Genomic DNA, 24,605 nt, shown 5'->3' with positions numbered 1-24,605 from the left:
GTGGGGTCCTCTACGGCAGCCGGGGCAGGATCTCGGTGTCGAAGATCCGGGCGGGTTCGGTCAGGTGGCACCGGGAGAGGTGGGCGGCGCCCGTCATCTCCGGCTGGTCGGTGGCGCAGCGGCCGGCGGGCACCCGGTCGCGGAACTCGCAGCGCGGGTGGAACGCGCAGCCACTGGGCACGGCGAGCAGGCTGGGCGGCGAGCCGGGGATCGGATGCAGCATGCCCGACGAGCCGGAGACCGCCGGGATGCTCTCCAGCAGCCCCCAGCTGTACGGGTGCACCGGGGTGCCCAGCACCTCCTTGACGGTGCCGTGCTCGACGGCCGTGCCGGCGTACATCACCAGCACCTCGTCGGCGATCTCGGCGACCACGCCGAGGTCGTGGGTGATGAAGACGACCGCCGAGCCGAAGTCCCGTTGCAGGTCGGCGATCAGGTCGAGGATCTGCGCCTGCACGGTCACGTCCAGCGCCGTCGTCGGCTCGTCGGCGATCAGCAGCTTCGGGTCGTTGACCAGAGCCATCGCGATCATCGCGCGCTGCCGCATGCCGCCGGAGAACTCGTGCGGATACTGGTCGAGCCGGCGGCCGGGGTTCGGGATGCCGACCCGGTCCAGCATGTCGGCCGCACGCGCCCGGGCGACCCGGCGGGACACGGAGTGGTGCGCCCGGTACGACTCCACGATCTGGTCGCCGATGGTGAAGAACGGATGCAGTGACGACTGGGGGTCCTGGAAGATCATCGCCGCGCCGGCGCCGCGGAACCTCATCAACTCGCGCTCCGGCAGCCCGACCAGTTCCCTGCCGCCGACCTTGATCGAGCCGGAGATCTCGGTGCGTTTCGGATCGTGCAGGCCGAGCACGGCCATGCTGGACACGCTCTTGCCCGAGCCGGACTCGCCGACGATCGCCAGCGTGCGGCCCAGCGGCACGGAGTAGTTCAGCCCGCGCACCGCGGTCACCGTGCCGTCCGGGGTGGGGAACCGGACGTGCAGGTCGGTGATCTCCAAGTAAGAATCCACAGCCGTTCCTAGGGTGGTCATCCGAGCCGGACCCGCGGGTCGAGGAAGGTGTACAGCACGTCGACGAGCAGGTTCAGCAGCACCAACATGATCGAGCCGAGCAGCACGCTGCCGAGCATCACCGGCAGGTCGTAGGTGGCGAACGCGCGCAGCGTCAGGAGCCCGATGCCGGGCAGGCCGAAGATGGTCTCGGTGAACAGGGTGTTGGTCAGCTGGAACGCGATGTCCATGCCGAGGATCGTCACCACCGGGGTGAGCGCGGCCCGCAGGCCGTGGCGATAGGCGACCCGCCGGGCGCTGATCCCCTTGGACCTGGCGGTACGCACGTAGTCCTGGCCGAGCGACTCGACCATCGACGAGCGGGCGTACCGGGTGTAGTAGGCGGCGTTCGTGACGCCGAGGGTCAGCCAGGCGGCCAGCAGTCCGGCGGCCCAGGCGATCGGGTTCGTCAACAGCGGGTGGTACTCGCTGTCCGGCAGCACCGTCACGTAGAGGGCGACGAGCAGAGCCACCACGAAGTACGGCACCGAGTTGATCAGCTGGGCGCCGCTGATCACGGTCCGGTCCAGTGAGGTGCCGCGGTGCCGGGCGGCCACCGAGCCGATCAGCACGCCCAGGCTGAAGTAGATGACCGCGCCGCCCAGCACGATCGAGAAGGTCACCGGCAGCGCCTGCCTCAGCAGCGTGGTGACCGGCTGGTTGAGCGTGTACGAGTACCCCAGGCAGGGCGCGTCGCAGTGCCGCTCGACGCCGCCGCTGGAGTACTCCCGGCCGACGGCGATGCCCTTGAGGTAGGAGCCGAGTTGCTCCAGAGCCGGCTTGTCCAGGTCGAGGCTGCCCTCGATGTCGGCGAGCCGTTCCGGCGTGCACTTGGGCCCGCAGATGACGCCCGCCGGATCGGTCGGGGCGAGGAAGAACAGGGCAAAGCTGGTGACCAGCGCGAGGATGACGACGGTGACCGAGCTCGCCACGCGCCGCAGGATGTAAAGCAGCACCGCAGGGAGTCCTATCGGGAGAGCCGGCCCCGGCCCGGGTGATCCCGGGCCGGGGCCGGGACGGGTCAGCTCTTCAGGTACATGTTCTGGAAGAACGGCATGCCCTGGGTCGGGTCGACGACCGTGCTACCCACGTTGGTGCCCTGCACGACGCCGGCCTTGGTGTAGTAGAACGGGATGCCGACGTACATGCCCATGATCTTCTCGTCGAGGGCGCCCCACTTCGTGGCGGCTTCCTCGGCGGGCAGCGCGCCGATCGACTCGATCTCGCTGTCCAGCGCCTTGTCCTGCATCATGCCCCAGCTCAGGCCGTTGCCGACCGAGGAGGACTCGAAGAGGACCGGGAACCAGCTGTTGCCGTTCGGCCAGTCGGAGCACCAGCCGCGCGGGCCCTGGGCCATGTTCACGTCGGACTTGTAGTCGGAGATCTTGGTGCGCAGGTCGGCGGTGGCCACCCCGACCGGGCGCACCTTGAAGCCGGCGGCCTTGAGCGCGTCCGCGCGGACCTGGCTGACCTGCTGCGAGACCGGCTTGGTGTTGTCGAAGAACCAGCTCACCTCGAAGCCGACCTTGCCGGCCGCCTCCAGCATCTTCTTCGCCGCGGCCGGGTCGCCCTGGCCGGTGCCGGACAGGCCGGGCAGCGGGTTGTACTTGGTGTAACCCGGGACGCTCGGCGGCATGATGGTGCTGGCCTTCTGCCCGATCAGATCGGAGATGCCGGCGGCCTTCCAGGTCTGGTCGTACGGCCACGCGGCGGCGATCGCCTTGCGGACCTCCAGCGGGATCTTGGTGGTGTCCATCTGCCAGACGTACGTGCACGGGCCGTTGCCCTGCACCAGCTGGGCCTTCTTGTCGCCGAGCACCTGCGGCACCAGCGAAGCGTCCACGTCGACGTAGTTGATCGCGTTCGCGTCGCCGCCGGCGCTGTTCAGCACCTGCTGCTGGGTCTTGACGTCGTCCTGGCCCCACTTGAAGTCGAAGCCGTCCGGGTACTGGTGGCGCGCCGGGTCGGTGTTCGCGTCCCAGTTGGTGTTGCGGACCAGCTTGAGCTCCGAGCCCGGGGTGTACGACGCGTACTTGTACGGGCCGGTCGCCATCGGGTGGCTCTGGTACTCCTGCTTGGTGTCCTTCGCCTGGGGGATCGGCGTGAACAGCGGGAAGGTCATGTAATACGGCAGGTCGGGGAACGGCTTGGCCAGGTGGACGATCAGGGTGTCGGCGCCCTGGGTCTCCACGCCGGCGAACTTGTCGCCACCGGCGTACGGGCCCTTGTACTTGTCGCCGTCCTTGAAGTACGCCTGCTGGTACGTCGCGCCGTCCGGGAAGACGTCGTGGGCGAAGGACCGCTTGATGGCGTACGCCAGATCCTCGACCTTGACCGCGGAGCCGTCCTCGTACTTGAGGCCGGCTTGCAGCTTGAACGTCCAGGTCAGCTTGTCGGCCGAGACGGTGCCCAGGTCGGTGAGGTCCGGCACCAGCACCGGGGTGCCGTTACGGACGTCGTACTGGGTGGGCGTACGGAAGAGCAGCTTGGCGATCTCGCCGGAGTCGGTGTAGTAGATGTCGGTCGGATCCATGTTGTTCGGGGTCGAACCCGAGTACACGGTGATCGTCCCGCCCTTGACCGCGCCCGCGATCTCGGCGGCCGGCCCCTTGGCGGCGGCGTCGATCGCCTGGGTCGCCGTGGTGATCGTGCCGGAGTCGTCCTTGGCCGACCCGTTGCTGGCCGACGGGCTGCCGCAGCCGGCGAGTCCCAGGGCGACCGCGGCGGCGGCCACCACGACCTTCTTGCCTGTTGCCATATTTCCTCTTCCTGAGTGTGCTTGCACTAACGCCGCGTGCGCGGGTCGAATGCGTCGCGGATCGAGTCACCGAGCAGGCTCAGCACGAGCACCAGCAGGGTGATGCCGATGACGGGCAGCCAGAGGTACAGCGGGTCGGCCCGGTAGTAGTTGGTGGCGGCCGAGATGGTCACGCCCCAGGACGGGGTCGGCTCGGTGAGCCCGACACCCAGCACCGTGAGACCGGCCTCGGTGACCATGTACGCCGGCAGGGCCATCGAGACCGACACGATGATCGGCCCGACCAGGTTGGGCAGCAGCTCCTTGCCGAGGATCTGCCAGGTGGGCACGCCCAGCACCCGGGCGGCCTGCACGAACTCCCGCTCCCGCAGCGAGAGCACCTCGCCGCGGATCAGCCGGGCCAGGCCGGCCCAGCCGAAGACGGAGAGCACGAAGATCAGCGAGTAGAACCGGATGGTCGACGTCTGCTCGGCGGAGATGCCCTCGGCACTGCCGAGGAAGATCGCCGCGAAGGTGGCCGGCACCGCGATGGCGAACAGCAGCTGCGGCAGGCTCAGCACGAAGTCGATCAGCCAGGACAGGATCCGGTCGAGCCAGCCGCCGGCGAAGCCGGCCACCAGCCCGACCAGCACGCCGATCAGGGTGGAGACGACGGTCGCCAGGGTGCCGATGATCAGCGACGGCCGGGCGCCGTAGACCCAGCGGGCGAAGAGGTCCCGGCCCAGCCGGGGCTCGATGCCGAACCAGTGCTCCGCGGTCGGGCCGATCGTCGGGTATCCGTAGTCGTCGATCAGATCCTGGTGCAGCGTGGTCGAGTCCTGGCCCTCCAGCGCGGCCAGCAGCGGCGCGAAGATCGCCATCAGCACGAAGAACAGGAAGATCCCCAGGCAGATCATCGCGGTCCGGTCCCGGCGGAGCCGGGCCAGCGCGATGCGCGTCGGCGACTTGCCCTGGGCCGGCGCGGCGGGCGCCGCGGCCTTCGGTTCGGCCAGCACTTCCACGAAAAGGTCACCTCCAAGAACGACACACCTCGCAGGCGCCGAGCGTGAGAGGTATTCGGGTGGAGGGAAGGTAGCCGGGAGCCCGGCGTCCGGGAAATGCGCTTGCGCATCGAATCAATAACGGCGGGGATATTGTTCAGGTCATATCTTCGGCGCTATTCGCAGATGGTTGTGCCGGTGCGATGGCGCCGTCGTTTCCGGTCCGTGAAGGTTTCGGTGGGCACCGTCGTATTTCCGGTCACCTGGCCGAAACGCCGGAAGATCTCCGGTTTCCAGCCGTGAAGACGGGACATCGAAGATCGTTCAGAGTCTAAAATGGAGAACCGAAATGACTCAAGGAGCCAATTCGGTGAGCATTCGGACACCGCGTTCGGCGGCCTTTTCCGGATCCACGTCCGGCCCACCGATCCGGGGATCCCAGTTGGGTTCGTAGAAAAGCTCGGTGGCGCCGGCGTCGGCATACCGTCGCGCCTGCGCCCGCATATCGGCCCAGGACGACTCGGCATTCATCACGGCGCGCACCACCACGCGTACCGAAGAAGGGTCCTTGCCGGCCTCGGCCGCGGCCTCGCGGACCACCCGCGCCCCGTGCTCGATCTCCGCCAGACTCGTCCGGCTGCTGCTCACCCATCCGGCGGCGATCCGGCCGGCCCGCCGCAACGCGACCTCGGCGCTCCCGCCGAGCAGGATCGGCGGGCCGCCGGGCTGCACCGGCCGGGGCAGCATCCGGCTCGGCGGCACCCGGTAGAACTCGCCGTCAAAAGCGGACACGTCGTCGGCGAAGAGGGTGCGCAGGACGGCCAGGTACTCCTCGGTGCGGCGGCCGCGCGGGTGCGGGTCCGAGCCGGTGGCCACGAACTCGGGCTCCGACCAGCCGGTGCCCAGCCCCAGCTCGAACCGGCCGCCGGTGAGCAGGTCCAGGGTGCCCGCCTGTTTCGCCAGGTAGGCCGGCGACACGTAGGGCAGGTTGATCACCGAGACGCCCAGCCGGATCCGGGACGTGGCGGCCCCGGCCCAGGTCAGCGCCACGATCGGGTCGAGCACGCTCTGATAGATCGAGGCGAGGTCCTGCTCCTGGCCGACCAGCAGTCGCTGGAACGCCCAGAGGCCGTGGTAGCCGAGCTCCTCGGCCTGCTGGGCGATCGACGTCAGCGTTTCCGGCCGTGCCCACGCGCCGGACACCGGGCATCCGAAACTGATCAACACTCGTGCAGGTTACTGCGCGGTGCCGCCCTCCTGCGCCAGCAGCTTGTCCACCTTGGCATTGATCTCGTGGCCGACGTACGCGGCGATCGAGGCGTGGTTCAGCGCGGTCGCCGGCGCGATCGTCGGGTTCGTGGCGGCGTCCGGTCCCGGGTTCGCCACGCCGCCGGGAATGACCTTGCCGCTCGCGTCCTTGCCCGGGTCGAAGCAGAGCATCGCCTGCGCGAGTGCCTCCCGCCCGGCCTTGCTCCGGGCCCACTCGGTCATCCAGGCCTGGAATTCGCTCTTGGTCACGTCGTCCTCCAACAGCCCCCAGGGGCTGGTGTCGCTCTCCTGCACGGTCGTGTACCGGGCGGAGAAGTGGGCGTGCTCGGTGTGCGGACTGTTCCCGGTGTAGCTGCGCGCGGTCCATCCCCAGGACCGCGACCAGATCGTGCGGTTGTAGATGACGTTCTGCAGGCGGTCGTCGCGCCCGTCGCGGTGCCGGGTGATGATGATCTCCAGCGCCCGCTGCATGGTCCAGCCGGGTTTGTGCAGGTCATCGTCGACGTCGATGGCGTGCACCTCGTTCCTGTAGTCGGCGTCCTCGTAGGGCGTCGACCCGGTCTCGTCCGGGTTGTGGTCCGACGGCGTGCGGGCGTGCGCGGCGTCGCCGATCGAGCCGTCGCTGGACCTGTCCCGGGCGGGCGCCAGCGCGTCGAACTCACTCCGCAGGGTGACCAGGCACGGGACCAGGATCCAGGACGCCATGGGGTTCCTCCTCCCAGGGATCGGGCACCGGTTCGCCGGCGTACTGCTCGGCGGGCCCCGGATCGTGCGGCCCGGCGGTCCGTTCCTCCGCGCCCGGCGTGGCCCGAGCCGGTATCGAGACGGGCGGGGCGGCTCTCGGGTCGGTCATCGCTCACTCCCTTCGCGACATCCGATGATTCCCGCGATCCCCGGCGAATCGCATTCCCCGACCGGGTGGCCGCAGTGCCAATTCACCACCATCAAAAACAGACAGACCCCTTCTTTGCGTACGCCATGAAGCGCCCCTTGAGGTGATCGCCTAGCGTGCTGAGCGTGACCGATCCGGAGAGTGCCGGCGCCTGGCGGCGGTTCGACGGCGCCGTGCGACTGCCGGCCGCCGCCGCGGCGGCCGGCAGCGTGCTGCTGGCGTTCGCGATCCGGATGGTCACCGGGAGTCCGATGCTGAGCACCGGTCTGGTCGAGCAGGCGTCCGGGACGGCGCTGTACGCGAGCGCGGTCTTCGCCGGGGTCGTGTTCCTCCGGCCGCGGCTGCCGGTTCCGTACGTCGCCCTGATCGCCGCGGGGTGGTGCTGGGCGGTCGAGTTCCTGCAACTCACGCCGATCCCGGCGGACCTGTCGGCACGCAGTGTGGTGGCTCGTCTGGTGCTCGGGGTGAGCTTCGACCCGGCCGACCTCGTCTGGTACCTGGCCGGGGTGGTACCGGCGGCCTTGGCGCTGGCCTGGACCCGGCGGCGGTGACCACGGGTTCAGCCCGGCGGTCGCCGGGCGGTCCGGCACCGGGAACACCTCGCGGGTAGCCACGGGACGGTGCGCTGCCGTACCAATAATGGATCGCAACGGGCGGCGACCGTGAGTGATCCGCATGTCGAGCAGACCGAGAGGCGGCCGTGACCGATCCGCATGTGCACGTCGAGGTGAACCTCGTGCGCTCGGGTTCGCGGTGGGCCGTCGGGTGGATGACCGGCGTTCTGGTCGCCGGGGGCCTGGGGTCGCTGGTGTTGTTCGTGCGGTTCTTCGTCAACTCGTTCGCGCTGCCCGGCGTCGAGCCGGAGAACCCGGTGCGCGGCGGGTGGTACCTGCTGTGCTGCGCGATCGTGCTGGTCACCGCCCCGCTGACGGCCACCGTGATCGGCGTCGTCGGCAAGCAGAAGATCTATGCCACGGTGTGCGCGATCCTCGCCCTGGGCGGGCTGGTCCTGGCCGGGCTGATGACACCGAGCGCGCTGGACGGGATCGGCGTCGTGCGGAAACCGCCGGCGCCCGCCCCCACCCCGCGGATCTCGCAGTGCGTGGAGCGCAGCGGCGGCGACACCCGCTGTCCCGGTGGATGATGGACGGCATGGCTGACGAGCGCGACGGTGTGCCGCTGACCAATCTGGATCAGGAGATCTTCCCGGGGGCCGGGGCGACCAAGCGGGACCTGATCGACTATCTGGACGCGATGGCCGACCGGCTGGTCCCGGTGCTGCGCGACCGGCCGCTCTCGGTGATCCGGGTGCTCCGCGGCCAGGACCAGTTCATGCAGAAGAACCTGCCGAAATACACCCCGGAGTGGGTGCCGCGGACCACCGTGTGGGCGGAGGCGTCGCACCGCGAGGTGACCTACGCGCTCGGCAACGACCGGCGCACCCTGCTGTGGTTCGGCAACCAGCGGGCCGTCGAGTTGCATCCGGCGCTGGCCACGATCGACGCCCCGCACCGGCAGACCCACCTGATCATGGATCTCGATCCGCCGCCGGACCGGGACTTCACGGTGGTCGTCGGGGCGGCCCGGCTCGTCCGGCAGGCCCTCGCCGACTGCGGGCTGAGCGGGGCGGTGAAGACCAGCGGGTCCAAGGGGCTGCACGTCTTCGTGCCGCTGGGCGGCGATCCGGCGCCGGAGGACGTGGCCGCGGCGCAGCGCGCCGTCGCCGCCCGCGCCGAGCGGATCGATCCGGAGTCGGCGACCACCGCGTTCATCCGCCAGGACCGGCACGGGAAGGTGTTCCTGGACGCCACCCGGGCGGGCGGGGCGACGGTGGCGGCCGCCTACAGCCCGCGGATCCGGCCCGGGGTGCCGGTGTCGTTCCCGGTCGCCTGGGAGGCGCTGGACGACGTGACGCCGGCCGACTTCACCATTCACACCGCCGTCGAGCGCCTGGGCGGGGCCGACCCCTGGGCGGCCGCGATGCCCGCGGCCCAGGTGCTTCCCGATGATCTCGTGGCCGAGGGGCACACCATTCCGGTGGCCCGGGTGCAGGCCATGCACGAGGGGAAGCGCCGGGCCAAGGCGAAACGCGAGGCTTCAGGAGGCTAGGGCGCTCCAGAACGGGACGGTCGGGCGGACCCGCCGGTTGGCGGGCTCGCCGAGGCCGAACTCGCGGTGCAGCCAGTCGCTGAGGTCGACGCCGTAGCAGAGCACGTCGCTCTGATAGATCGAGAGCACCGGGTGCCCGGGGATGGCGGCCGGCAGATAGCGGTGGGCGTAGAGAGGCACCATCCGGGGCGCGATCATCAGGCCGGCGCGAGCGGTCGCGACCCGGTCGCCGAACGGGGCGCCCCAGCCCTCGTACCAGAAGTCATTTTCGGCCACGTCGAACAGCACGCCCTCGACCGGGGCGGTCAGGGCGGAGCGCAGCGCGGAGCGGTCGCCGCCCCGCCAATCCGGCCAGCCGATGCCGGTGGGCAGGCCCGCGGCGAGGAAGGCGCGATGGTCAGGTGCGAACGTGAAGCCGAACTCGGCCTCCAGGTCGCTGAGTTCACGATCGGACAGGCCGGGCGCGATCGTGAAGCGGCCGGAGGCGGCGAGCAGTTCCGCGGCGGTCACTCGATTACCTTAACCAGCGAGGCGGCATACATCGAACGATGTAGCTCGTACGCGGGAGGCGTCCATGCGGGTGACTACTGCCGGACGACGCGCCGGAGCGGGCGTCGCGCCTAGCGTCCTGAGCATGAACTTCATCTATCCCGTCGCCGCCGCCGCGACACTCGTCGGGGTGCCCGCCGGGCTGGCGCTCACCGGCGGCAATACGCAAACTGTGATGACTGTCTCACTCGCCGTGACTCTCGCCGGGCTGACCCTGGTGGCCCGGCGCCGGCCGCGGAGCGCGCTGCTGCTCTCGGTGCTGATCGTCGCGGCCTGGCGGTCGTCCGAGCTGATCGGGACCGGCTGGGTCTGGCCGGCCACCGCCGTCCTGGTGCTGACCGTGCTGGCCGGGTATCCGCGGACCGCCGTCACGGTCGCGGTGTGCTTCCTCTGGTACGGCGTCGCCTGGGACTGGGCGGTCGAGGAGCATTCCGCCGACTGGGTGTTCGCCCATCTGGGTGGCGAGGGGCTGTGGCTGACCGCGGCGCTGGCCGGGGCGTTCGCGGGCGTGACCACCGTCCGCTGGCGCGCCGAGCGGGACGAGCGCCGCTCCGCGCAGGCGCACGTGGAGATCGCCCGGGACCTGCACGACGTCGTCTCGCACACCCTGGCCGTGGTGGGCGTGCACCTGAACGTGGCGATGGACGCCTTCGACGACGACCCGGCCGAGGCCCGCGCCTCGCTGAGGCTGGCCCAGGAGGTCCGCGGCCGGGCGATGGCCGACCTGGGCGCGCTGGTCGGGGTGCTGCGCGGCGGCGAGGTGCCCGGCCTGACCGGTCTCGGCCGGCTGGCCGAGCAGGTCCGCGCGGCCGGGTTGCCGGTGTCGCTGAACGAGTTCGGCGACCCGGTCGAGGTGCCGGCGCCGGTCGCCATCGCGGTCTACCGGGTGGTGCAGGAGGCGCTGACCAACGCGGTCCGGCACGCCGGGGCGACCCGGGCCGTGGTGACCGTCCGGTACGCGCCGGACGGGGTGCTGGTCGACGTGCAGGACGACGGCGCCGGCGCCGAGCCGGCCGCCGACGGGCACGGCATCGCCGGGATGCGCGAGCGGGTGGCCGCGCTGGGCGGGGCGCTCACCGCCGGTCCCAACGCCAAGGGCTTTTCGGTACGCGCGAGCCTGCCCCTGCTGAAAGGGTGACATGACGATCTCCGTGCTCATCGCCGACGACCAGCAGCTGGTCCGGGCCGGGTTCCGTAGCCTGCTGCGGCGGGGCCGGGACATCGAGGTGGTGGGTGAGGCCGCCACCGGGGACGAGGCGGTCCGGGCGGCTCGCGCCCTCTCTCCGGATGTGATCCTGATGGACATCCGGATGCCCGGGATGGACGGCATCGCCGCCACCGGGAAGATCCTGGAGTTCAGCTCGACCAAGATCATCATCCTGACGACCTTCGAGACCGACGAGTACGTCTTCGCCGCCCTCGCCGCCGGCGCCAGCGGCTTCCTGACCAAGGAGATCGACCCGGAGGGCCTGCGCACCGCGGTCCGCGTGGTCGCCGCCGGCGACGCGCTGCTCTCCCCGAGCGTCACCCGCCGGGTCGTCGGCCGGTTCGCGCACCGCCCGCCCGCGGCACCGGCCGGCGACCGGCTGGCCGTGCTCACCGACCGCGAGCGCGAGGTGGTCGCCCTCGTCGCCACCGGCCTGTCCAACGACGAGATCGCCGCCCAGCTGGTGATCAGCCCGCTGACCGCGAAGACGCACATCACCCGGGCGATCAGCAAGCTCGGCGTCCGTGACCGGGTCCAGCTGGTGATCGCCGCCTACCGGGACGGGCTCGTCTAACCGCTTTGCACCCCGGCTCCTCCTCAACCGGGTGCGTTCCGGCCCGATAGCCCCGGTTGACCAGTAGATCGAGGGCGGAGGCGTCGCGATGACTCGCAACAACGCGGAGGGACCGGTGGACATCCGCGCCTGGGTCCGGGTCTGCATCGCCGTCGCCGCGGTCCTCGCGGTGCTCGTCGTGCTGATCGGCGCCGGCGTCGGCAGCCCGGGTCTCTCCACCTGGGCGCTGGCCATCGGGGCCGTCGTCGCGGCGGCGACCTGCTGGCGGCGTGGCCGGCTGTTCACCGGCCGGGCCCGGTGGGGCTGGTCGACCATCGCGGCCGGCGTGCTGAGCTGGGGTCTCGGCATCGGGTACACGCTGGTGCGGTACTGGCCGACCGGCGGCACCTCGGAGGTCCCGTCCCCGGCCGACACCGGATACCTGGGCCTGCTGCTGCTGGTTCCGCTCGGTCTGCTGATCCTGCCCAGCGCCAGCCAGCCGCTGGCCAACCGGGCGCGCAGCGTGCTCGACGGCATGCTGGTCGCGGCCTCGCTGGTGCTGGTCAGCTGGGTCTTCGTGGTCGACGGCCGGCTCGACCCGGCCGACAACGGCCTGGGTTTCTACCTGACGCTGCTCTACCCGCTCGGCGACATCGTGATCGGCACCATGATCGGGTACATGCTGCCGCAGCGGCGGGCGTTGTACCGCTGCTCGGCCGACCTGACCTTCTTCGGGCTCGGCGTGGCCGCCTTCGCGGTCTCCGACATCGGGTACGCGTACCTGCGGATGATCCACGACTACCAGGCCGGGAACCTGATCGACCTGGGCTGGCTGATCGGCTTCGGGCTGATCACCATCGGCGCGGCCCGGCCCAAGGACGCCGAGCCGCTCAAGAGCGAGTTCAGTCCGCGGCTGCGGACCAGCGGGGTGCTGCTGCCGTACGCGGCGGTCCTGGCGGCGCTGTTCGCCAGCGTTCTCTTCCACCTCACCACCGGGCACAGCAGCCCGTTCGTGGCGTACACCCGCTCGCTGCTGATCCTGCTGCTGATCGGGCGGCAGGTGCTGACCCTGCTGGAGAACCGGGAACTGACCCGGAACCTGGAGGCCCGGGTCGAGGACCGGACCGCCGAGCTCTACGCCCGGGAGCAGCACTTCCACGCGCTGATCCGGCACAGCTCGGACGTGGTCACGGTGATCGACGCGGACGGGCGGGTGACGTACCAGAGCGAGTCGATGCAGCGGGTCTTCGGCTACCCGCCGGAGGTGTTCGTCGGCCGGCACTACACCGAGATCGTCGACGCCGAGGTGTCGATGCGGCTGGCCGAGGCGATGCGGCAGGTGGCGGCCCGGCCGTACGCCACGACCACCCGCGAGGTGGTGCACACCCACCAGGACGGCCGGAAGCGTCCCTCCGAGATGATCATCACGAACCTGGTGGACGACCCGCACGTGGGCGGGTTCGTGCTGAACACCCGCGACATCAGCGAGCGCAAGGAGCTCCAGGACCAGCTGGTGCACGAGGCGTACCACGACCCGCTGACCCAGCTCGCGAACCGGGCGTTGTTCCGCGACCAGGCGGCGACGGCGCTGCGCCGGAGCACCGAACTGACCGTGCTGCACCTGGACCTGGACGGGTTCAAGCGGGTCAACGACAGCCTCGGCCACCTGGCCGGCGACCAGCTGCTGGTGCAGATCGCCGACCGGATCCAGGCCTGCGTCCGGGGCGAGGACCTGGTCGCCCGGTTCGGCGCCGACGAGTTCGCGGTGCTGATCGAGACCTCCGACGCCGAGACCGTGGCCCGGCGCATCCTGGACGATCTGGAGGCTCCGGTCGAGGTGGGCACCCGGCGGATCCACGTCCGGGCAAGCATCGGCCTGGCCGACGCGACCCTGCTCGACGAGCCGGACGCGGAGCAGCTGCTGCGCAACGCCGACCTGGCCATGCACCACGCCAAGGCGGCCGGTGGCAGCGCCTTCGTCAGCTTCCGCGCGCAGATGCAGGAGGGCCTGGTCGAGCGCCTGGAGCTGGAGAACGACCTGCGCGCCGCGCTGGAGAACCACGACCTGCGCCTGCACTACCAGCCCACCGTCGACCTGGACACCAGTGAGGTGGTCGGCTTCGAGGCCCTGGTCCGCTGGCCGCACCCGACCCGCGGCATGATCAACCCGCTGGACTTCATCCCGATCGCCGAGGCGACCGGCATGATCGTGCCGCTCGGCCGCTGGGTCCTGCACGAGGCCTGCCGCCAGGCGGTCGAGTGGAGCGCGGCCGCCGGGGGCCGGCCGCTGAAGATGTCGGTCAACGTGTCGGTCCGCCAGTTCGACCAGCCCGACTTCGCCGAGACGGTCGCGGCCGTGCTGGCCGAGACGGGCATGCCGGCCGACCGGCTCTGCCTGGAGATGACCGAGTCGGTGCTGATGACCGACACCGAGGCCAACCTGGAGCAGCTGGTCCGGCTCAAGGCCCTCGGCCTGACCCTGGCCATCGACGACTTCGGCACCGGGTACTCGTCGCTGGCCTACCTGCGCCGCTTCCCGGTCGACACGCTGAAGATCGACCGCTCGTTCGTCGAGCGCCTCGGCGGCGTCCTGACCGGCGACACCGCGCTGACCGACACGATCGTCCGGCTCGGCAAGAGCCTGGGCATGGCGACGGTCGCGGAGGGCATCGAGGAGTTCGGGCAGCTGGCGGCGCTGCGGGAGATGGGCTGCGGGTTCGCCCAGGGCTACTACTTCTCCCGCCCGGTCCCGGCGGCCGAGGCCGGCCGACTGTTCCTGGAAGGCGCCGACACGCCGGTCGAGACGTCCGTCTGACCCCGGGCGAGGTGCGGGTCAGGCTAGGCGTGGGAGATAGGCGGACCAGACCTTTCTGGGGACGACCATGCGCCAGGCGTCCAGGACCAGCTCGGTCATCTCCTCCTCGCCGAGCTGGTCGAGGCGGGCGACGACCCAGTTGAAGCGCATGTCGGACTCGCGGGGCAGCTGGAACGTCGCCGGGTCGGCGGCGACCAGGGCGGCCCGCTCCTGTTTGGGGAAGCCGAAACCCATGGTCGTCTCGTCGCGGGAGAACGCGACGTAGACGATCTTGCCGACGCGGAATTTCACGCGGTCCCGGATCAGGTGTTCCTCGCTGCGCGGCAGATCCCGGGCGATCCGCCGGACGTCATCGACGGTGACCATGTCAGCGAACCTAGACCCGGGGTACGACAGGAAATCCGCTCAGAGACCGCGGGGCCGGGGCACCGGCGGCCGCCTCCGGAGATCCGGTGAGGCGGAGGACTCCGAGGCGGGCGGCGTCGGGACGGGAAAGTCCGCGGGAGTGGGCAGCGGCGCCGTGGGTGCGTCCTGCACCTTGGCCCGTGCCACCCGATCGGCCGCGAGCTTGTAGGTCGCGGCCCGCACCAACTCCTCGGGTACGCCATGCCGTCCGGGCCCGTCCGACGCCGCCTCCGCGAGATTCCGGGGCGGTTCAGCCGCACGCCGGGGCCGCTGCGCCTCCGGCTCCGGCTCCGCAACGGCGTGTCCTGACCACTGCGGATCCGGCAGCGACGAGTAGCGCACCCCGCCGACCGCCTGCGGCCCGGGGATTCCCGGCACCACATGCGGCACCGGAGCCGGGAATCCGTCCGCGGCCCCCACCGGTGAACCCGTGCCCGCGGTCCTGCGCCGGCTCGGCATCGACTCGGGTGCCGCGGCCGAACCCCCCGTTCGCAGATCCGCCGCGGAAGCGGCAGGTGAAGCGGGCGCCAGAGGTGAAGCGGGTGCCAGAGGTGAAGCGGGCGCGAGGGGTGAAGGGGGCGTCAGGGGTGAAGGGGGCGCCAGGGGTGAAGCCGGCGCCGCGGAGGAGACCGGCGTCCGAGGTGAATCCGGTGCGGCGGGTGAGGCCGGCACCAGAGGCAGAGCGGGTGCCGGCGGTGAGGCGGGCGCGGGACGGGACGCCGGCGCGGGAGGTGACGCGGGAACGGAAGCGGCCGCGGGCTCACCCGTTCGGGACACGGCCGCGGAGGCGCGGACCGCGCCGCGGCGGCGTGGCCCGGCCACCCGGGCCGCCAGGCTGAACACTCGCCGGGACGCCTGGTCGTACCCGTCCCGGTACGCCTCCTCCCGCTCGAACCCGCTGGCCCGCCGCTCGTGCCACCGCCCCAGCGCATACCCGACGCAGCCCACGAAAGCGCTGAGCAGGACGAGCAGAATGACGGTGTTGCCCGGAGCGGTCATGTGCGTATTGTGCCGATCGAGATAGACCGTGAGCTATGGCCCGTTTGACGTACCCCGAATGAATTAACTCGAAGGCTCAACCGTCGCGAGCCAGCCCGCGATCTGGGTCCGGCGGGTCACGCCCAGCTTCGTGCGGATGTGTTCGACGTGCGCGGCCACCGTCCGCGGCGAGATGATCAGCGTCCCGGCGATCTCCCGGTCGGTGTGCCCCGAGGCGACCAGCCGGGCCACCTCCAGCTCCCGCGCGGTCAGCACGGCCTGTGCCGCGAGAGCGGAACCGCCCGCCGGGGTGCCGGCCAGCCACGCCGCCGGCAGCCCGGGCCAGGCCGCGCGGGCCGCCGCCACCAGCGCCGCCGCCTCCCCGGGGCGCCGCGACCGGTGCGCGCACCGCGCCTGGTCCAGCAGCACCGCGGTGCCCTCCCAGAACCGCCGCCGCCCGGCCCAGAAGCCGGCCGCGGTGGAGAGCGACGAGCGTGCCTTGCCGGTCTGCCCCTCCGCCAGGTGGATCAGGCCCCAGGCGTGGTCGAGGGCGCCCAGCGTTCCCGGGATCCGGCGCTCGGTCAGCAGCGCCGACACCCGGGCGAGCCAGTCCCGTGCCTGGGTCGGCCCCTTTCCGGCGAGGTAGGCGCGGGTGCCGCTCACCGCGTACGGAAAGAGGTAGGAAGCGTCCTGGACCGCGGCCGAGGCCGCGTAGCCCTCCTCGCACCAGGCGATCGCCGCGTCGTGGTCCTCGTCGAGCAGAGCGAGTTCGGCCAGGCCCCACCAGGCCGGCGAGACCCGCTGGAGCTCGCGCATCGCGCCGCCCAGCTCGGCGGCCCGGGTGAGGGCATCCCGCGCCGAGGCCAGGTCGCCGTGGCCGAGTGCGGCGTACCCGAGCACGTGCAGCGCGGTGATCCGGGTGGTGATGCCGCCGCGGCCGTCGGCGAGCGCGGCCCGGGCCTGCGCCGCGGCGCCGTCGAAGTCGCCGGTCGCCCAGCGGACGTGTGCCAGGTGGGCGGCCATGTAGTGCCGGTCGTTGAAGCGTTCGACGCGGTCCGCGTACGCGATCCCCTCGCCCAGCCACCGCTCCGCCCGGTCGTAGTCGACCAGCACCGACGCGGACGAGCCGAGCATCCGGTACGCCCGCGCCGCCTCCCGTTCCCGATCCGCCTCGGCGGCCCGGGTGATCACGCTCTCCAGCAGCGCGTACCCCTCGTCGAGCCGGCCCAGGAAGAGCAGCACCGAGCCGACCGTGGCGTCCACGTCGTACCCGTGCGAGAGCCGCCCGTGGTCGAGCGCCTCGGGCAGCCGGCGGTCCAGCATGTACGCCGCCGCCAGCGCCGCGTGCAGCTGGGCGAGCACCTCGGTGTCGCCCGCGGCCAGCGGCAGCCCGGCCCGCAGCATCGCGGTACGCCGGTCCAGCCCGTCGCCGAGCAGGTGGCGCACCGCCACCCAGCCCGGCAGCAGCGCCGCGGCGGCGAGTGGTTCGCCGCCGTCGAGCCGGATCCGGTACGCCTCCGCGTACGCCCGGTCGGCCCCCTCGTTGTCGTCGATCGCCGCCAGCTCCCCGGCGTACGCGGCCAGCAGCGCCGCCCGGGACACCGCCGGGTCGAGCGTGCGCAGCGCCCGCTGGTACAGCTCGGCCGCCTCCTGGTGCGCGGAGAGGGCGGCGGCCCGGGCGGCGGCGGTCAGCGCGTAGGGAAAAGCCTCGCCGGGACGCTGGGCCCGCTCGTACTGATCGCTGATGAACGCGGCGGCGAAGCCGGCCGCCGTGGCCGCCTCGGCGGCCTGTCCGTGCAGCTCCCGGCGCCGCAGCGGGGTGAGGTCGGCATACAGCGCGTCGCGGATCAGCGCGTGCCGGAAGTCGAACGCGGTCCCGTCCGCGCGGGCCTGCACGAAGAACCGCTCGCTCAGCTCCCGCAGGGCGCCGTCGAGCGCCTCCGGCGAGCTTCCGGTGATCGCCGTGAGCAGATCCAGGTCGAACGAGCGGCCGAGCACCGACGCGGCCCCGGCCAGCGCCCGCGCGCCCGCGCTGAGCTGCTCGGCCCGGAACAGCACCGCGTCGGCCAGGGTGTCCGGCACCCCGTCGGCCGCGGCCAGGAACTCCTCGACGTGCAGCGGGATCCCGTCGCTGCGATTGAAAACCGTCGCCACGGCCGCGGTGGCCAGCGTGCCCCCGGCGATCGCGGCGGCCATCGCCGCGGTGTCGGCGCGCCCGAGCCGGGGCAGCCGCACCTCCTCGGCGTGCCGCTGGGTGAGCAGCCGGGTGCGCCAGACGCGCATCGGGACCCGCGGATACAGCTCGTCACTGCGGTACGTCCCGATCACCAGCAGTGGCCGGGACCGGGCGCGCGGGGCGAGCCGGGCGAGCACCTCCAGGGTCAGGTCGTCCGCCCAGTGCAGATCCTCCAGTGTGATCAGAACCGGTCGGTCGGCGATCTCGTCGAGCAGCTCTACCAGGTCGGTGACGAGCATCCGCCGATGCCGGTCCGGGTCACCGGCCGGCTCCTCGCGCAGCCGCCGCCGCATCCGCTCGCCGGCCTCGGCGGTGACCGGATGCCGGCTCAGCCGGGCGCTGAGATCGGTGAGCAGCCCGGCCGCGGAGCCCGCGTCGCCCGGCGCGGCGCCCGCGGCGATCACCAGGAACGCGCCGGCCCGCCGGCTGATCTCGCCGAGCAACCGGGTCTTGCCGATCCCCGCCTCCCCGGCGAGGAAGAGCAGTTCGCCGCGCCCGGCGGCGGCCTCGGCCAGCCGCCGGTCGGCGAGGCCGAGGAGATCGTCGCGTCCGATGAGGACGGGACTGCTGAGCATCACAGCGGAACTTTAGGGGCCGCGATCGAGCTTCCTAGGTGTTATGACCGATGTCCGACCGGGCCGGCGCGGGCACGCTGAGCGAGTCACGTTTTCGCCGCACTGCGAGGAGAAAAGGCGATGGCGAAGTTCATGGACGTTCACGAGGGGTTCTTCGGGGTCACCGCGGAACAGCTGAGTGCGGCGCACGATGCCGATCTGAAGATCGAGGGCGAGGAGGGCGTGCACTTCGAGCGCGCCTGGCTCGACCCCGAGTCCGGCAAGGTTTTCTGCCTGAGCACCGGACCCAGCAAGGAGGCCGTGATGCGCGTGCACGAGCGCGCCGGCCACCCGACCACCCAGGTCTACGAGCTTACCGCCGAGGTCTGAGTGGGGGAGTCGGGGCGCGGGTTCGCATGGGGGCCGGCCCGCGCCCCGACTCCACATCAAAAACCCGATTTACGGTACGGCCGGAGCCGTCACCAACTGAACGGATTCCACCAGTGCCGCACCTTCTTCGGGTGCGGCTTCCGCTGTTGCGGGGGCTTCGGCGCCGTCGTCGCTGGACTGGCGCTCGTACTCGTACTCGTACTCGTGCTCGTGCTCGGCGCGGCGCTGGCTGACGGAGACGGGCTGCCCGACGGCGCGCCCGAGGGCGGCGCCCCGGACGGCGGTGTCCCGCCGCCGCTCTCCTCGGTGCCGCTCGGGTCCACCGCGGCCGTCAGCCTCGCGACGAACCCGGCCTCGACGCTGCCGGTCACCGTCGCCAGCTCGCGGGCCGCCGAGTCGTCCCCGAACACGTTGTCCGTGGCCAGGGTGATCTGGCTCAGGTTGGTGACGCTCCGGCTGTATCCGTCGGTGGCGTAGACCAGGTCCGCCACCTCCTCCGGGATGGCGATCTGCGAGGTCTTCACGATCGGCCCGGCCCCGCTGGTGGCGTTCGCCAGCGACGAGTACACCTCGAAGTGGATGTGCGGCCAGCGTCCCGAGTAACAAGCCGGGAAGATGCTGGTGAAGGTGACCGTCCCGGCGGCGTCGGTCTCCTGGATGCCGCGCAGGTAGTTCTCGCCGGTGATCCCGGTGGAGTACAGCGAGTAGTTGCCGTCCCGGTCGCAGTGCCACGCGTAGACCGCCGCCCCGGCCAGCGGCGCGCCCTCCAGGTCGACCACGGTCAGCGAGAACTCCAGCGGGACGCCCTCGGCAACGGTCGCCGAGGTGCCGAACGACGACCGGATGTCGCTGCGCACGATGCCGGACTCGGTGCGCACGTCGATGCCGTTGGAGCCGTCCGCCGGGTACGGCCCGGCCGTCTCCGACTCGACCTCCGCCAGGGCCGCGGCCGCCGGTCCGGCCGTGCCGGCCAGCGTGCCGGTGACCGCGATGGCCGCGCCGGCCCCGCCGATCAGGGTGAGCATCCGGCGCCGGCTCATGGTGCCGAGGTCGAAGGCCAGGCCCTTGTCGTGCACCTCCCGCACGTACGCCGCGTTGTCCTGTTCCAGCTCGGTCAAGGGTGCCGCCCTCCTCAGTGGTTCGTTGACCGGGAGAGCGAAACATCGACGTTTGTGCGGGCCCTGTCGTGCGCCTGTGCCCCGGATAAGCGCGACTTGGTAAAGAACTGTTGCGCAACATCTCTTTACCAAGCATGCTGGGGGCATGGCAGAGATTCGCGACGAGGCCGTCCTCAAGGCCGTCGCCCACCCGCTGCGCCGCCGCATCCTCGACAACCTGCGCGTCGACGGCCCCTCGATGCCGAGCGCGCTCGCCCGCGCCACCGGCCAGGCGGTCGCCAACGTCAGCCACCACCTGCGGGTGCTCGCCGAGGCCGGTCTCGTCGAGGAGGCCCCGGAGCTGGCCCGCAACCGCAAGGAGCACTGGTGGCGGATGGGCGACCCGCGCCTGACGTGGGACCCGGCCAACTTCTCGCCGGAGGCCGCCGAGGCCGCCGACGCGATCGGCCTGCAACGCCAGATCGACCTGATCAACACCTGGCTGGGCAGCCCCGCCTCGCGCACCGAGCCGTGGGTGCACAGCGCGATCGCCGCCGACTTCTGGCTGCGGCTGTCCCCGCAGGAGCTGGCCGAGCTCGGCGCCGAGCTGGAGGCCGTGGTCCTGAAATATCGGAACCGTCCCGAGCGGGAGGATCGCGAGCCGGTCTTCCTGATGAGCCGCGGCTTCCCGGCGAGGCCGTGATGACGGGCATCCTCGCCGATCCGGAGTTCCGCAAGCTCTGGGGCGGGCTCACGGTCAGCAAGCTCGGCAGTTCGGTGGCCGCCGTGGTGACCCCGCTGCTCGCCGTGCAGGTGCTGGACGCCGACGCGTTCACGGTCAGCCTGCTCACCGCCGCCGCCTGGGTGCCCTGGTTGCTGATCGGCCTGCCGGCCGGCGCCTGGGTCGATCGGATGACCAAGCGCCCGGTGCTGCTGGCCTGCGACGCGGCCAGCGCGTTGCTGGTCGCCAGCCTGCCGGTGGCCGCCTGGCTCGGGCACCTCACGGTCGCCCACCTGCTCGCGGTCGCCCTGCTGACCGGCATCGCGTCGGTGTTCTTCGAGGTCGCGCACACCGGATACCTGCCCGCCATGTTCTCCGCGGGCGACCTGGTCCGGGCGAACGCGATGACCCACGGCAGCGACTCGGCCGCGCAGATCGCCGGGCCGGCCCTGGCCGGGCTGCTCGCCGCGGTCACCGGCGCGGTCGCCGGCCTGGCCGTGGACGCGGCCAGCTTCGCCGCCTCGTTCCTCGGGCTGGCGCTGATCCGGCGCCCGGAGCGCCCGATCGCCCGGCCGGCCCGGCAGCACCTGGCCCACGAGATCCGGGCCGGAGTCCGCTGGCTGCTGCACGATCGGTACCTGCGCAACCTGATGCTGCACGGCACCGTGGCCAACCTGGCGCTGACCGGATACACCGCCATCATCGTGGTCTTCCTGGTGCGTGACGTGGGCGTCGGCACCGGCACGGTGGGGCTGCTGCTGTCCGCGTCCGGACTGGGCGGGGTGGCCGCGGCCGGGGCGGCGCCGTTGATGGTCGGCCGGTTCGGCGCGGCCCGCGCGATGCTCGTCTGCAAGGTGGCGGCCGGGGTGTCGTCGCTGCTGATCCCGTTCGCCGGGCCGGGAGCCGGGCTGATCCCGTTCGTCGCCGGGACCGCGCTGGTGGCCGCGTCCGTGGTCGCCGGGAACGTGATCGTGGGCAGCTTCCGCCAGGCCTACGTGCCGCCGGCACTGCTGGGACGGGTGCTCACCGCGATGCAGTTCGTCAACTACGGGATGATTCCGCTGGGGGCGGTGCTCGGTGGGGCGCTGGCTACCGCGTACGGAAATCGGACGGCCGTCGCCGTGATGACCGTGACCTACGCGCTCTCCGGCCTGATCCTGATCTTCGGGCCCTTCCGGGCCCGGCGGGAGTTGCCCGGACCGGCGCTTTGCGGCGTTCGGTAATAGTCTGAGCGGCATGCGCATGGTGGCCGTTCTCGCAGTGGCCGCGCTGCTGGGCGCCGCCGCCTGCGGGTCCGGCGGTGATCAGGAGCCGCCCGCACCCAGCACCGTCGAGGTGTTCACCTGGTGGACCGAGGGCGGGGAGAAAGCCGGGCTGGACGCGCTGGTGTCCCGGTTCACCCAGGACTGTCCCGGCCAGCGCTTCGAGAACGGGGCGGTGGCCGGCGGCGCGGGCGTCAACGCGAAACAGGAGCTGACCCGGCGGATCGCCCGCAAGGACCCGCCGGACACCTTCCAGGCGCACGCCGGCGCCGAGCTGACCGACTACATCGACGCTGCTCAGGTGCAGGATCTGACGGCCTATTACGACACCTGGGGGCTGCGTAAGGCGCTGCCCGCGGGCCTGGTCGACCACCTCACGGTGAACGGCAAGATCTACTCGGTCCCGGCGAACATCCACCGCGCCAACGTGGTCTGGACCAACCCGGCGGTCCTGGCCCGCGCCGGGATCACCGCCCCGCCGAAAGATCTTCCCGCCTTCCTCGCCGACCTGGCCAAGCTGAAAGCGGCCGGCGTCGAGGCGCCGCTCGCCCTGGGCCGCGACTGGACCCAGCTGATGCTGCTGGAGGCGGTCCTGATCAGCGACCTGGGCGCGCCGGGATTCGCCGGCCTGTTCACCGGCAAGACCGACTGGACCGGCGCGCCGGTGAGCCGGGCGATCGGTGACTTCGCCCGGCTGCTCAGTTACGGCAACCCGGACCGGGACAGCCTCGACTGGCCGCAGGCCGAGCGGTTGCTGATCGACGGCAAGGCCGGATACCAGCTGATGGGCGACTGGGAGGCGGCCGACCTCACCGCGAAAGGCTTCCCCGGGTACGGCTGGTTCACCTTCCCCGGCAACGGCGGCACCTTCCAGTGGCTCGCCGACGCGTTCACGATGGCCACCGGCACGCTGAACCTGACCGGCACCGAGTGCTGGCTCAAGACCGTCGGCTCGGCCGCCGGGCAGCGTGCCTTCAACGCCGCGAAAGGCTCGATCCCGGCCCGCACCGACGTGCCGTCCGCCGGCTTCTCGCCCTACCAGCAGTCCGCCATGGCCGACTGGAAATCGGCGACCCCGGTCCCGTCCTGCGCGCACGGCTCGGCCTGCTCCCAGCCCTGGCAGAACGCGATCAACGCGGCGCTGACGGCCTACGCCGTCCGGCGCGACCAGCGCACCCTCCAGGCCGACTTGGCCCTCGCGGCCGACCAGTTCATCCGCCGCTAGGCCGGCCGTAACCGTGCCGCATCCGGAACCTCATCGGGTCGGTGCCGGTGGCAGTGACGTGCTCGATCAGCTGCGCGCGCAGCGGCTCGGGCACCGGGGACTCGTTCCACTCGAGCGCGGTGACCAGCTCGGCTACCCCGTCGAGCTGAGCCGGACCGAGGGGGGCCGCGGCCAGCGCGGTGAAGATCAGGTCCTGCGGCTCGGTCAGCAGGAGACGGTGGGGCGCCAGCTCGTGCCAGGGTGTGCCGCCGTCGCCCTGCCGCGGCGAGAACCCGGCCCAGGTGATCAGGGCCCGGATCCGCTCGATCGCGTCCGGATACCGCCGGGCCACCAGCGCGGCCAGCCGCTCCTCTGCGTCCTCCTCGGAGCGTGACACGGGCTCAGCCGCCTCGGCGAGACCGGGGGGCGCGGCCCGCAGCCATCGGAGGCGACGGTCCGCCCGCTTCGTCTCCTGTTCGGCCAGCCGCTGCTCCATCCGCAACGAGCCGGTCAGGCCGTGCTGGGCGAGCCACCCGCTCAAGGCCCGGCCGTCGAGCAGGTCGGCGTCACTGTCACCCATGGCGCGGATGCCGGTCTGGTGGTGCAGGCTCCACCGGGCGATCTCGGCACCGCCCGCGTCGCGGACCAGGATCGTCGGCCAGCCGCGACACCGGCATCGGTCACCGTTGCCGCCGTCCTCGATGGCGAGCAGACGGGACAGCTCGTCGATCCGGGCGCCGGTCACCGTCAGGCGAGCGGCGTCCGGGTCGTCGACCTTGTCCGGCGGCGCCTCGACGATCAGAACCTCGGCGGCCGCTGCGAGGACCCGCTGGATGAGTGCGGTGGTCGGCGGCATCTCCTCATCGATCACGAGGAAACCGTAGAAGGACGCCGAGTCGGCCCCAGGCCGGGATCAGGGGCAGCGGCCGAGGAGCAGCAGGATCTCGGCCAGCGGGCCGCTGCCGGGCGGGACCGGCCGGGCGGGGGCGAAGGCGGCGCCGGGAGCCAGCCGACTCGCGTCGTCGGGGACGGCGCGGGCGATCGGGAGCGTGGCGGCCAGGATCTCCGGCTCCGGACGGTAGGGCAGGCCCAGGGATCGGGCGACGTCCCAGCCGTGGACCACGTAGTCGACCAGGTGGAACGTGAGGGCGAGGCGGCCGGGGAAGGTGCGGTCGGTGCTGAACTCGGGCAGGACGAACGGGCGGTCCAGGACGTCCGGCTCGGCGAAGGCGTCGAGGACGGTGGTGACGGCGTCGGCGTAGCGGTCGGCGAAGTCGGCGCCGATCGGCTCCGGTGTCCAGAAGGAGACGTCGGCGCCGTGGCCCCGGGCGGCCGCGGCGAAGCCATGGTGCTGGGCGGTCATGTGCGCCAGCAGGGCGGCCAGGTCCCACCCCGCGCACGGGGTCGGCTGGGCCAGGTCGGCCGGGGTGGCCCGGGCGACGAGAGCGACGGTGGCGCGGACGGCTGCGGCATGGATCGGGCGGAGGTCCTCGGTAATCGTGTGCATCCGCCTACCATCTACTCTCGCTTACGATTGGTCAAGCCCGCGGGACGTGAAAAGCTGCG

At 71.8% G+C, this 24,605-nt stretch carries 22 protein-coding genes; 10 read left to right on the top strand and 12 right to left on the bottom strand.

All coding sequences use genetic code 11. The annotated features are described in order from the left end of the window. Positions 1-10 precede the first annotated feature (10 nt). From Aiant_RS13485 to Aiant_RS13460, 6 genes are all read right to left on the bottom strand, one after another. Complete coding sequence (locus Aiant_RS13485; protein WP_189334375.1) at positions 11-1,042, bottom strand: ABC transporter ATP-binding protein; 1,032 nt, start codon at positions 1,040-1,042, stop codon at positions 11-13. Then, positions 1,039-2,016 carry an ABC transporter permease gene (locus Aiant_RS13480; RefSeq protein WP_189334376.1) on the bottom strand — a complete coding sequence of 326 codons (978 nt, stop codon included), beginning with the start codon at positions 2,014-2,016 and terminating at the stop codon, positions 1,039-1,041. The genes Aiant_RS13485 and Aiant_RS13480 overlap by 4 nt, the downstream gene beginning before the upstream one ends. Positions 2,017-2,081: 65 nt before the next feature. Beyond that, positions 2,082-3,818: an ABC transporter substrate-binding protein gene (locus tag Aiant_RS13475; protein ID WP_189334377.1), complete on the bottom strand. Its 1,737-nt coding sequence runs from the start codon at positions 3,816-3,818 to the stop codon at positions 2,082-2,084. Positions 3,819-3,844: 26 nt separating this feature from the next. After that, entirely contained in the window at positions 3,845-4,819 is a 975-nt protein-coding gene (locus tag Aiant_RS13470; protein WP_229830943.1) for an ABC transporter permease, read from the bottom strand. A gap of 333 nt (positions 4,820-5,152) precedes the next feature. Beyond that, entirely contained in the window at positions 5,153-6,025 is an 873-nt protein-coding gene (locus Aiant_RS13465; protein ID WP_189334378.1) for a TIGR03619 family F420-dependent LLM class oxidoreductase, read from the bottom strand. Between the two features lie 9 nt (positions 6,026-6,034). After that, positions 6,035-6,772: a hypothetical protein gene (locus Aiant_RS13460; RefSeq protein WP_189334379.1), complete on the bottom strand. Its 738-nt coding sequence runs from the start codon at positions 6,770-6,772 to the stop codon at positions 6,035-6,037. A 312-nt stretch (positions 6,773-7,084) separates the two neighbouring features. On the opposite strand from Aiant_RS13460, the gene Aiant_RS13455 reads away from it, so the two are divergent. The 3 genes from Aiant_RS13455 (at position 7,085) to Aiant_RS13445 (ending at position 9,068) form a co-directional block, all read left to right on the top strand. Next, positions 7,085-7,510 (top strand): ribosomal maturation YjgA family protein, encoded by a 426-nt coding sequence (locus Aiant_RS13455; protein ID WP_212847081.1) that lies wholly within the window; start codon positions 7,085-7,087, stop codon positions 7,508-7,510. Positions 7,511-7,659: 149 nt separating this feature from the next. Continuing rightward, complete coding sequence (locus tag Aiant_RS13450; protein ID WP_189334380.1) at positions 7,660-8,103, top strand: MFS transporter; 444 nt, start codon at positions 7,660-7,662, stop codon at positions 8,101-8,103. Beyond that, the gene (locus Aiant_RS13445; protein WP_306415846.1) at positions 8,103-9,068 is read left to right on the top strand and encodes a DNA polymerase domain-containing protein; all 966 of its coding nucleotides are present in this window, start codon (positions 8,103-8,105) and stop codon (positions 9,066-9,068) included. Before Aiant_RS13450 ends, Aiant_RS13445 begins: the two co-directional genes overlap by 1 nt. On the opposite strand, the gene Aiant_RS13440 is transcribed toward Aiant_RS13445, so the two are convergent. Then, a complete protein-coding gene (locus Aiant_RS13440) occupies positions 9,057-9,578 on the bottom strand; it encodes a hypothetical protein (protein WP_189334381.1) in 522 nt (173 codons plus the stop codon). The two genes, Aiant_RS13445 and Aiant_RS13440, sit on opposite strands and share 12 nt — an antisense overlap. Positions 9,579-9,702: 124 nt before the next feature. Between Aiant_RS13440 and Aiant_RS13435 the strand changes: the two genes are divergently transcribed. The 3 genes from Aiant_RS13435 (at position 9,703) to Aiant_RS13425 (ending at position 14,192) form a co-directional block, all read left to right on the top strand. After that, positions 9,703-10,755 carry a sensor histidine kinase gene (locus Aiant_RS13435; RefSeq protein ID WP_229830945.1) on the top strand — a complete coding sequence of 351 codons (1,053 nt, stop codon included), beginning with the start codon at positions 9,703-9,705 and terminating at the stop codon, positions 10,753-10,755. Between the two features lies 1 nt (position 10,756). Next, positions 10,757-11,398 (top strand): response regulator transcription factor, encoded by a 642-nt coding sequence (locus Aiant_RS13430; RefSeq protein ID WP_189334383.1) that lies wholly within the window; start codon positions 10,757-10,759, stop codon positions 11,396-11,398. Between the two features lie 88 nt (positions 11,399-11,486). After that, positions 11,487-14,192: a putative bifunctional diguanylate cyclase/phosphodiesterase gene (locus Aiant_RS13425; protein ID WP_189334384.1), complete on the top strand. Its 2,706-nt coding sequence runs from the start codon at positions 11,487-11,489 to the stop codon at positions 14,190-14,192. A gap of 18 nt (positions 14,193-14,210) precedes the next feature. On the opposite strand, the gene Aiant_RS13420 is transcribed toward Aiant_RS13425, so the two are convergent. Beyond that, positions 14,211-14,558 carry an MmcQ/YjbR family DNA-binding protein gene (locus tag Aiant_RS13420; protein WP_189334385.1) on the bottom strand — a complete coding sequence of 116 codons (348 nt, stop codon included), beginning with the start codon at positions 14,556-14,558 and terminating at the stop codon, positions 14,211-14,213. A gap of 1,101 nt (positions 14,559-15,659) precedes the next feature. Further along, positions 15,660-18,386 (bottom strand): ATP-binding protein, encoded by a 2,727-nt coding sequence (locus Aiant_RS13415; RefSeq protein ID WP_189334387.1) that lies wholly within the window; start codon positions 18,384-18,386, stop codon positions 15,660-15,662. Positions 18,387-18,506: 120 nt separating this feature from the next. On the opposite strand from Aiant_RS13415, the gene Aiant_RS13410 reads away from it, so the two are divergent. Then, positions 18,507-18,755 (top strand): SCO4226 family nickel-binding protein, encoded by a 249-nt coding sequence (locus tag Aiant_RS13410; RefSeq protein WP_189334388.1) that lies wholly within the window; start codon positions 18,507-18,509, stop codon positions 18,753-18,755. 89 nt (positions 18,756-18,844) lie between these two features. Here Aiant_RS13410 and Aiant_RS13405 read toward each other — a convergent pair whose 3' ends face one another. After that, on the bottom strand, positions 18,845-19,873 hold the full coding sequence (locus Aiant_RS13405; protein WP_229830947.1) for an intradiol ring-cleavage dioxygenase: 1,029 nt from the start codon (positions 19,871-19,873) through the stop codon (positions 18,845-18,847). Positions 19,874-20,018: 145 nt separating this feature from the next. Between Aiant_RS13405 and Aiant_RS13400 the strand changes: the two genes are divergently transcribed. From Aiant_RS13400 to Aiant_RS13390, 3 genes are read left to right on the top strand one after another with little or no spacing between them, the layout of a single operon-like run. Beyond that, positions 20,019-20,555: an ArsR/SmtB family transcription factor gene (locus Aiant_RS13400; protein ID WP_189334389.1), complete on the top strand. Its 537-nt coding sequence runs from the start codon at positions 20,019-20,021 to the stop codon at positions 20,553-20,555. Beyond that, the gene (locus tag Aiant_RS13395) at positions 20,555-21,796 is read left to right on the top strand and encodes an MFS transporter (protein WP_189334390.1); all 1,242 of its coding nucleotides are present in this window, start codon (positions 20,555-20,557) and stop codon (positions 21,794-21,796) included. The genes Aiant_RS13400 and Aiant_RS13395 overlap by 1 nt, the downstream gene beginning before the upstream one ends. A 13-nt stretch (positions 21,797-21,809) precedes the next feature. Further along, positions 21,810-23,060 (top strand): ABC transporter substrate-binding protein, encoded by a 1,251-nt coding sequence (locus Aiant_RS13390; RefSeq protein ID WP_189334391.1) that lies wholly within the window; start codon positions 21,810-21,812, stop codon positions 23,058-23,060. Here Aiant_RS13390 and Aiant_RS13385 read toward each other — a convergent pair. After that, positions 23,047-23,910, bottom strand: coding sequence for a hypothetical protein (locus Aiant_RS13385; RefSeq protein ID WP_189334392.1), 864 nt, complete (start codon positions 23,908-23,910; stop codon positions 23,047-23,049). The two genes, Aiant_RS13390 and Aiant_RS13385, sit on opposite strands and share 14 nt — an antisense overlap. A 42-nt stretch (positions 23,911-23,952) precedes the next feature. After that, positions 23,953-24,546 (bottom strand): TIGR03086 family metal-binding protein, encoded by a 594-nt coding sequence (locus Aiant_RS13380; protein ID WP_189334393.1) that lies wholly within the window; start codon positions 24,544-24,546, stop codon positions 23,953-23,955. Between the last annotated feature and the right edge of the window lie 59 nt (positions 24,547-24,605).

It is taken from the genome of Actinoplanes ianthinogenes, assembly GCF_018324205.1.
In the GTDB taxonomy this organism is placed as follows: Bacteria; Actinomycetota; Actinomycetes; order Mycobacteriales; family Micromonosporaceae; genus Actinoplanes; species Actinoplanes ianthinogenes.
This window is presented reverse-complemented; position numbering and strand designations above follow the sequence as displayed.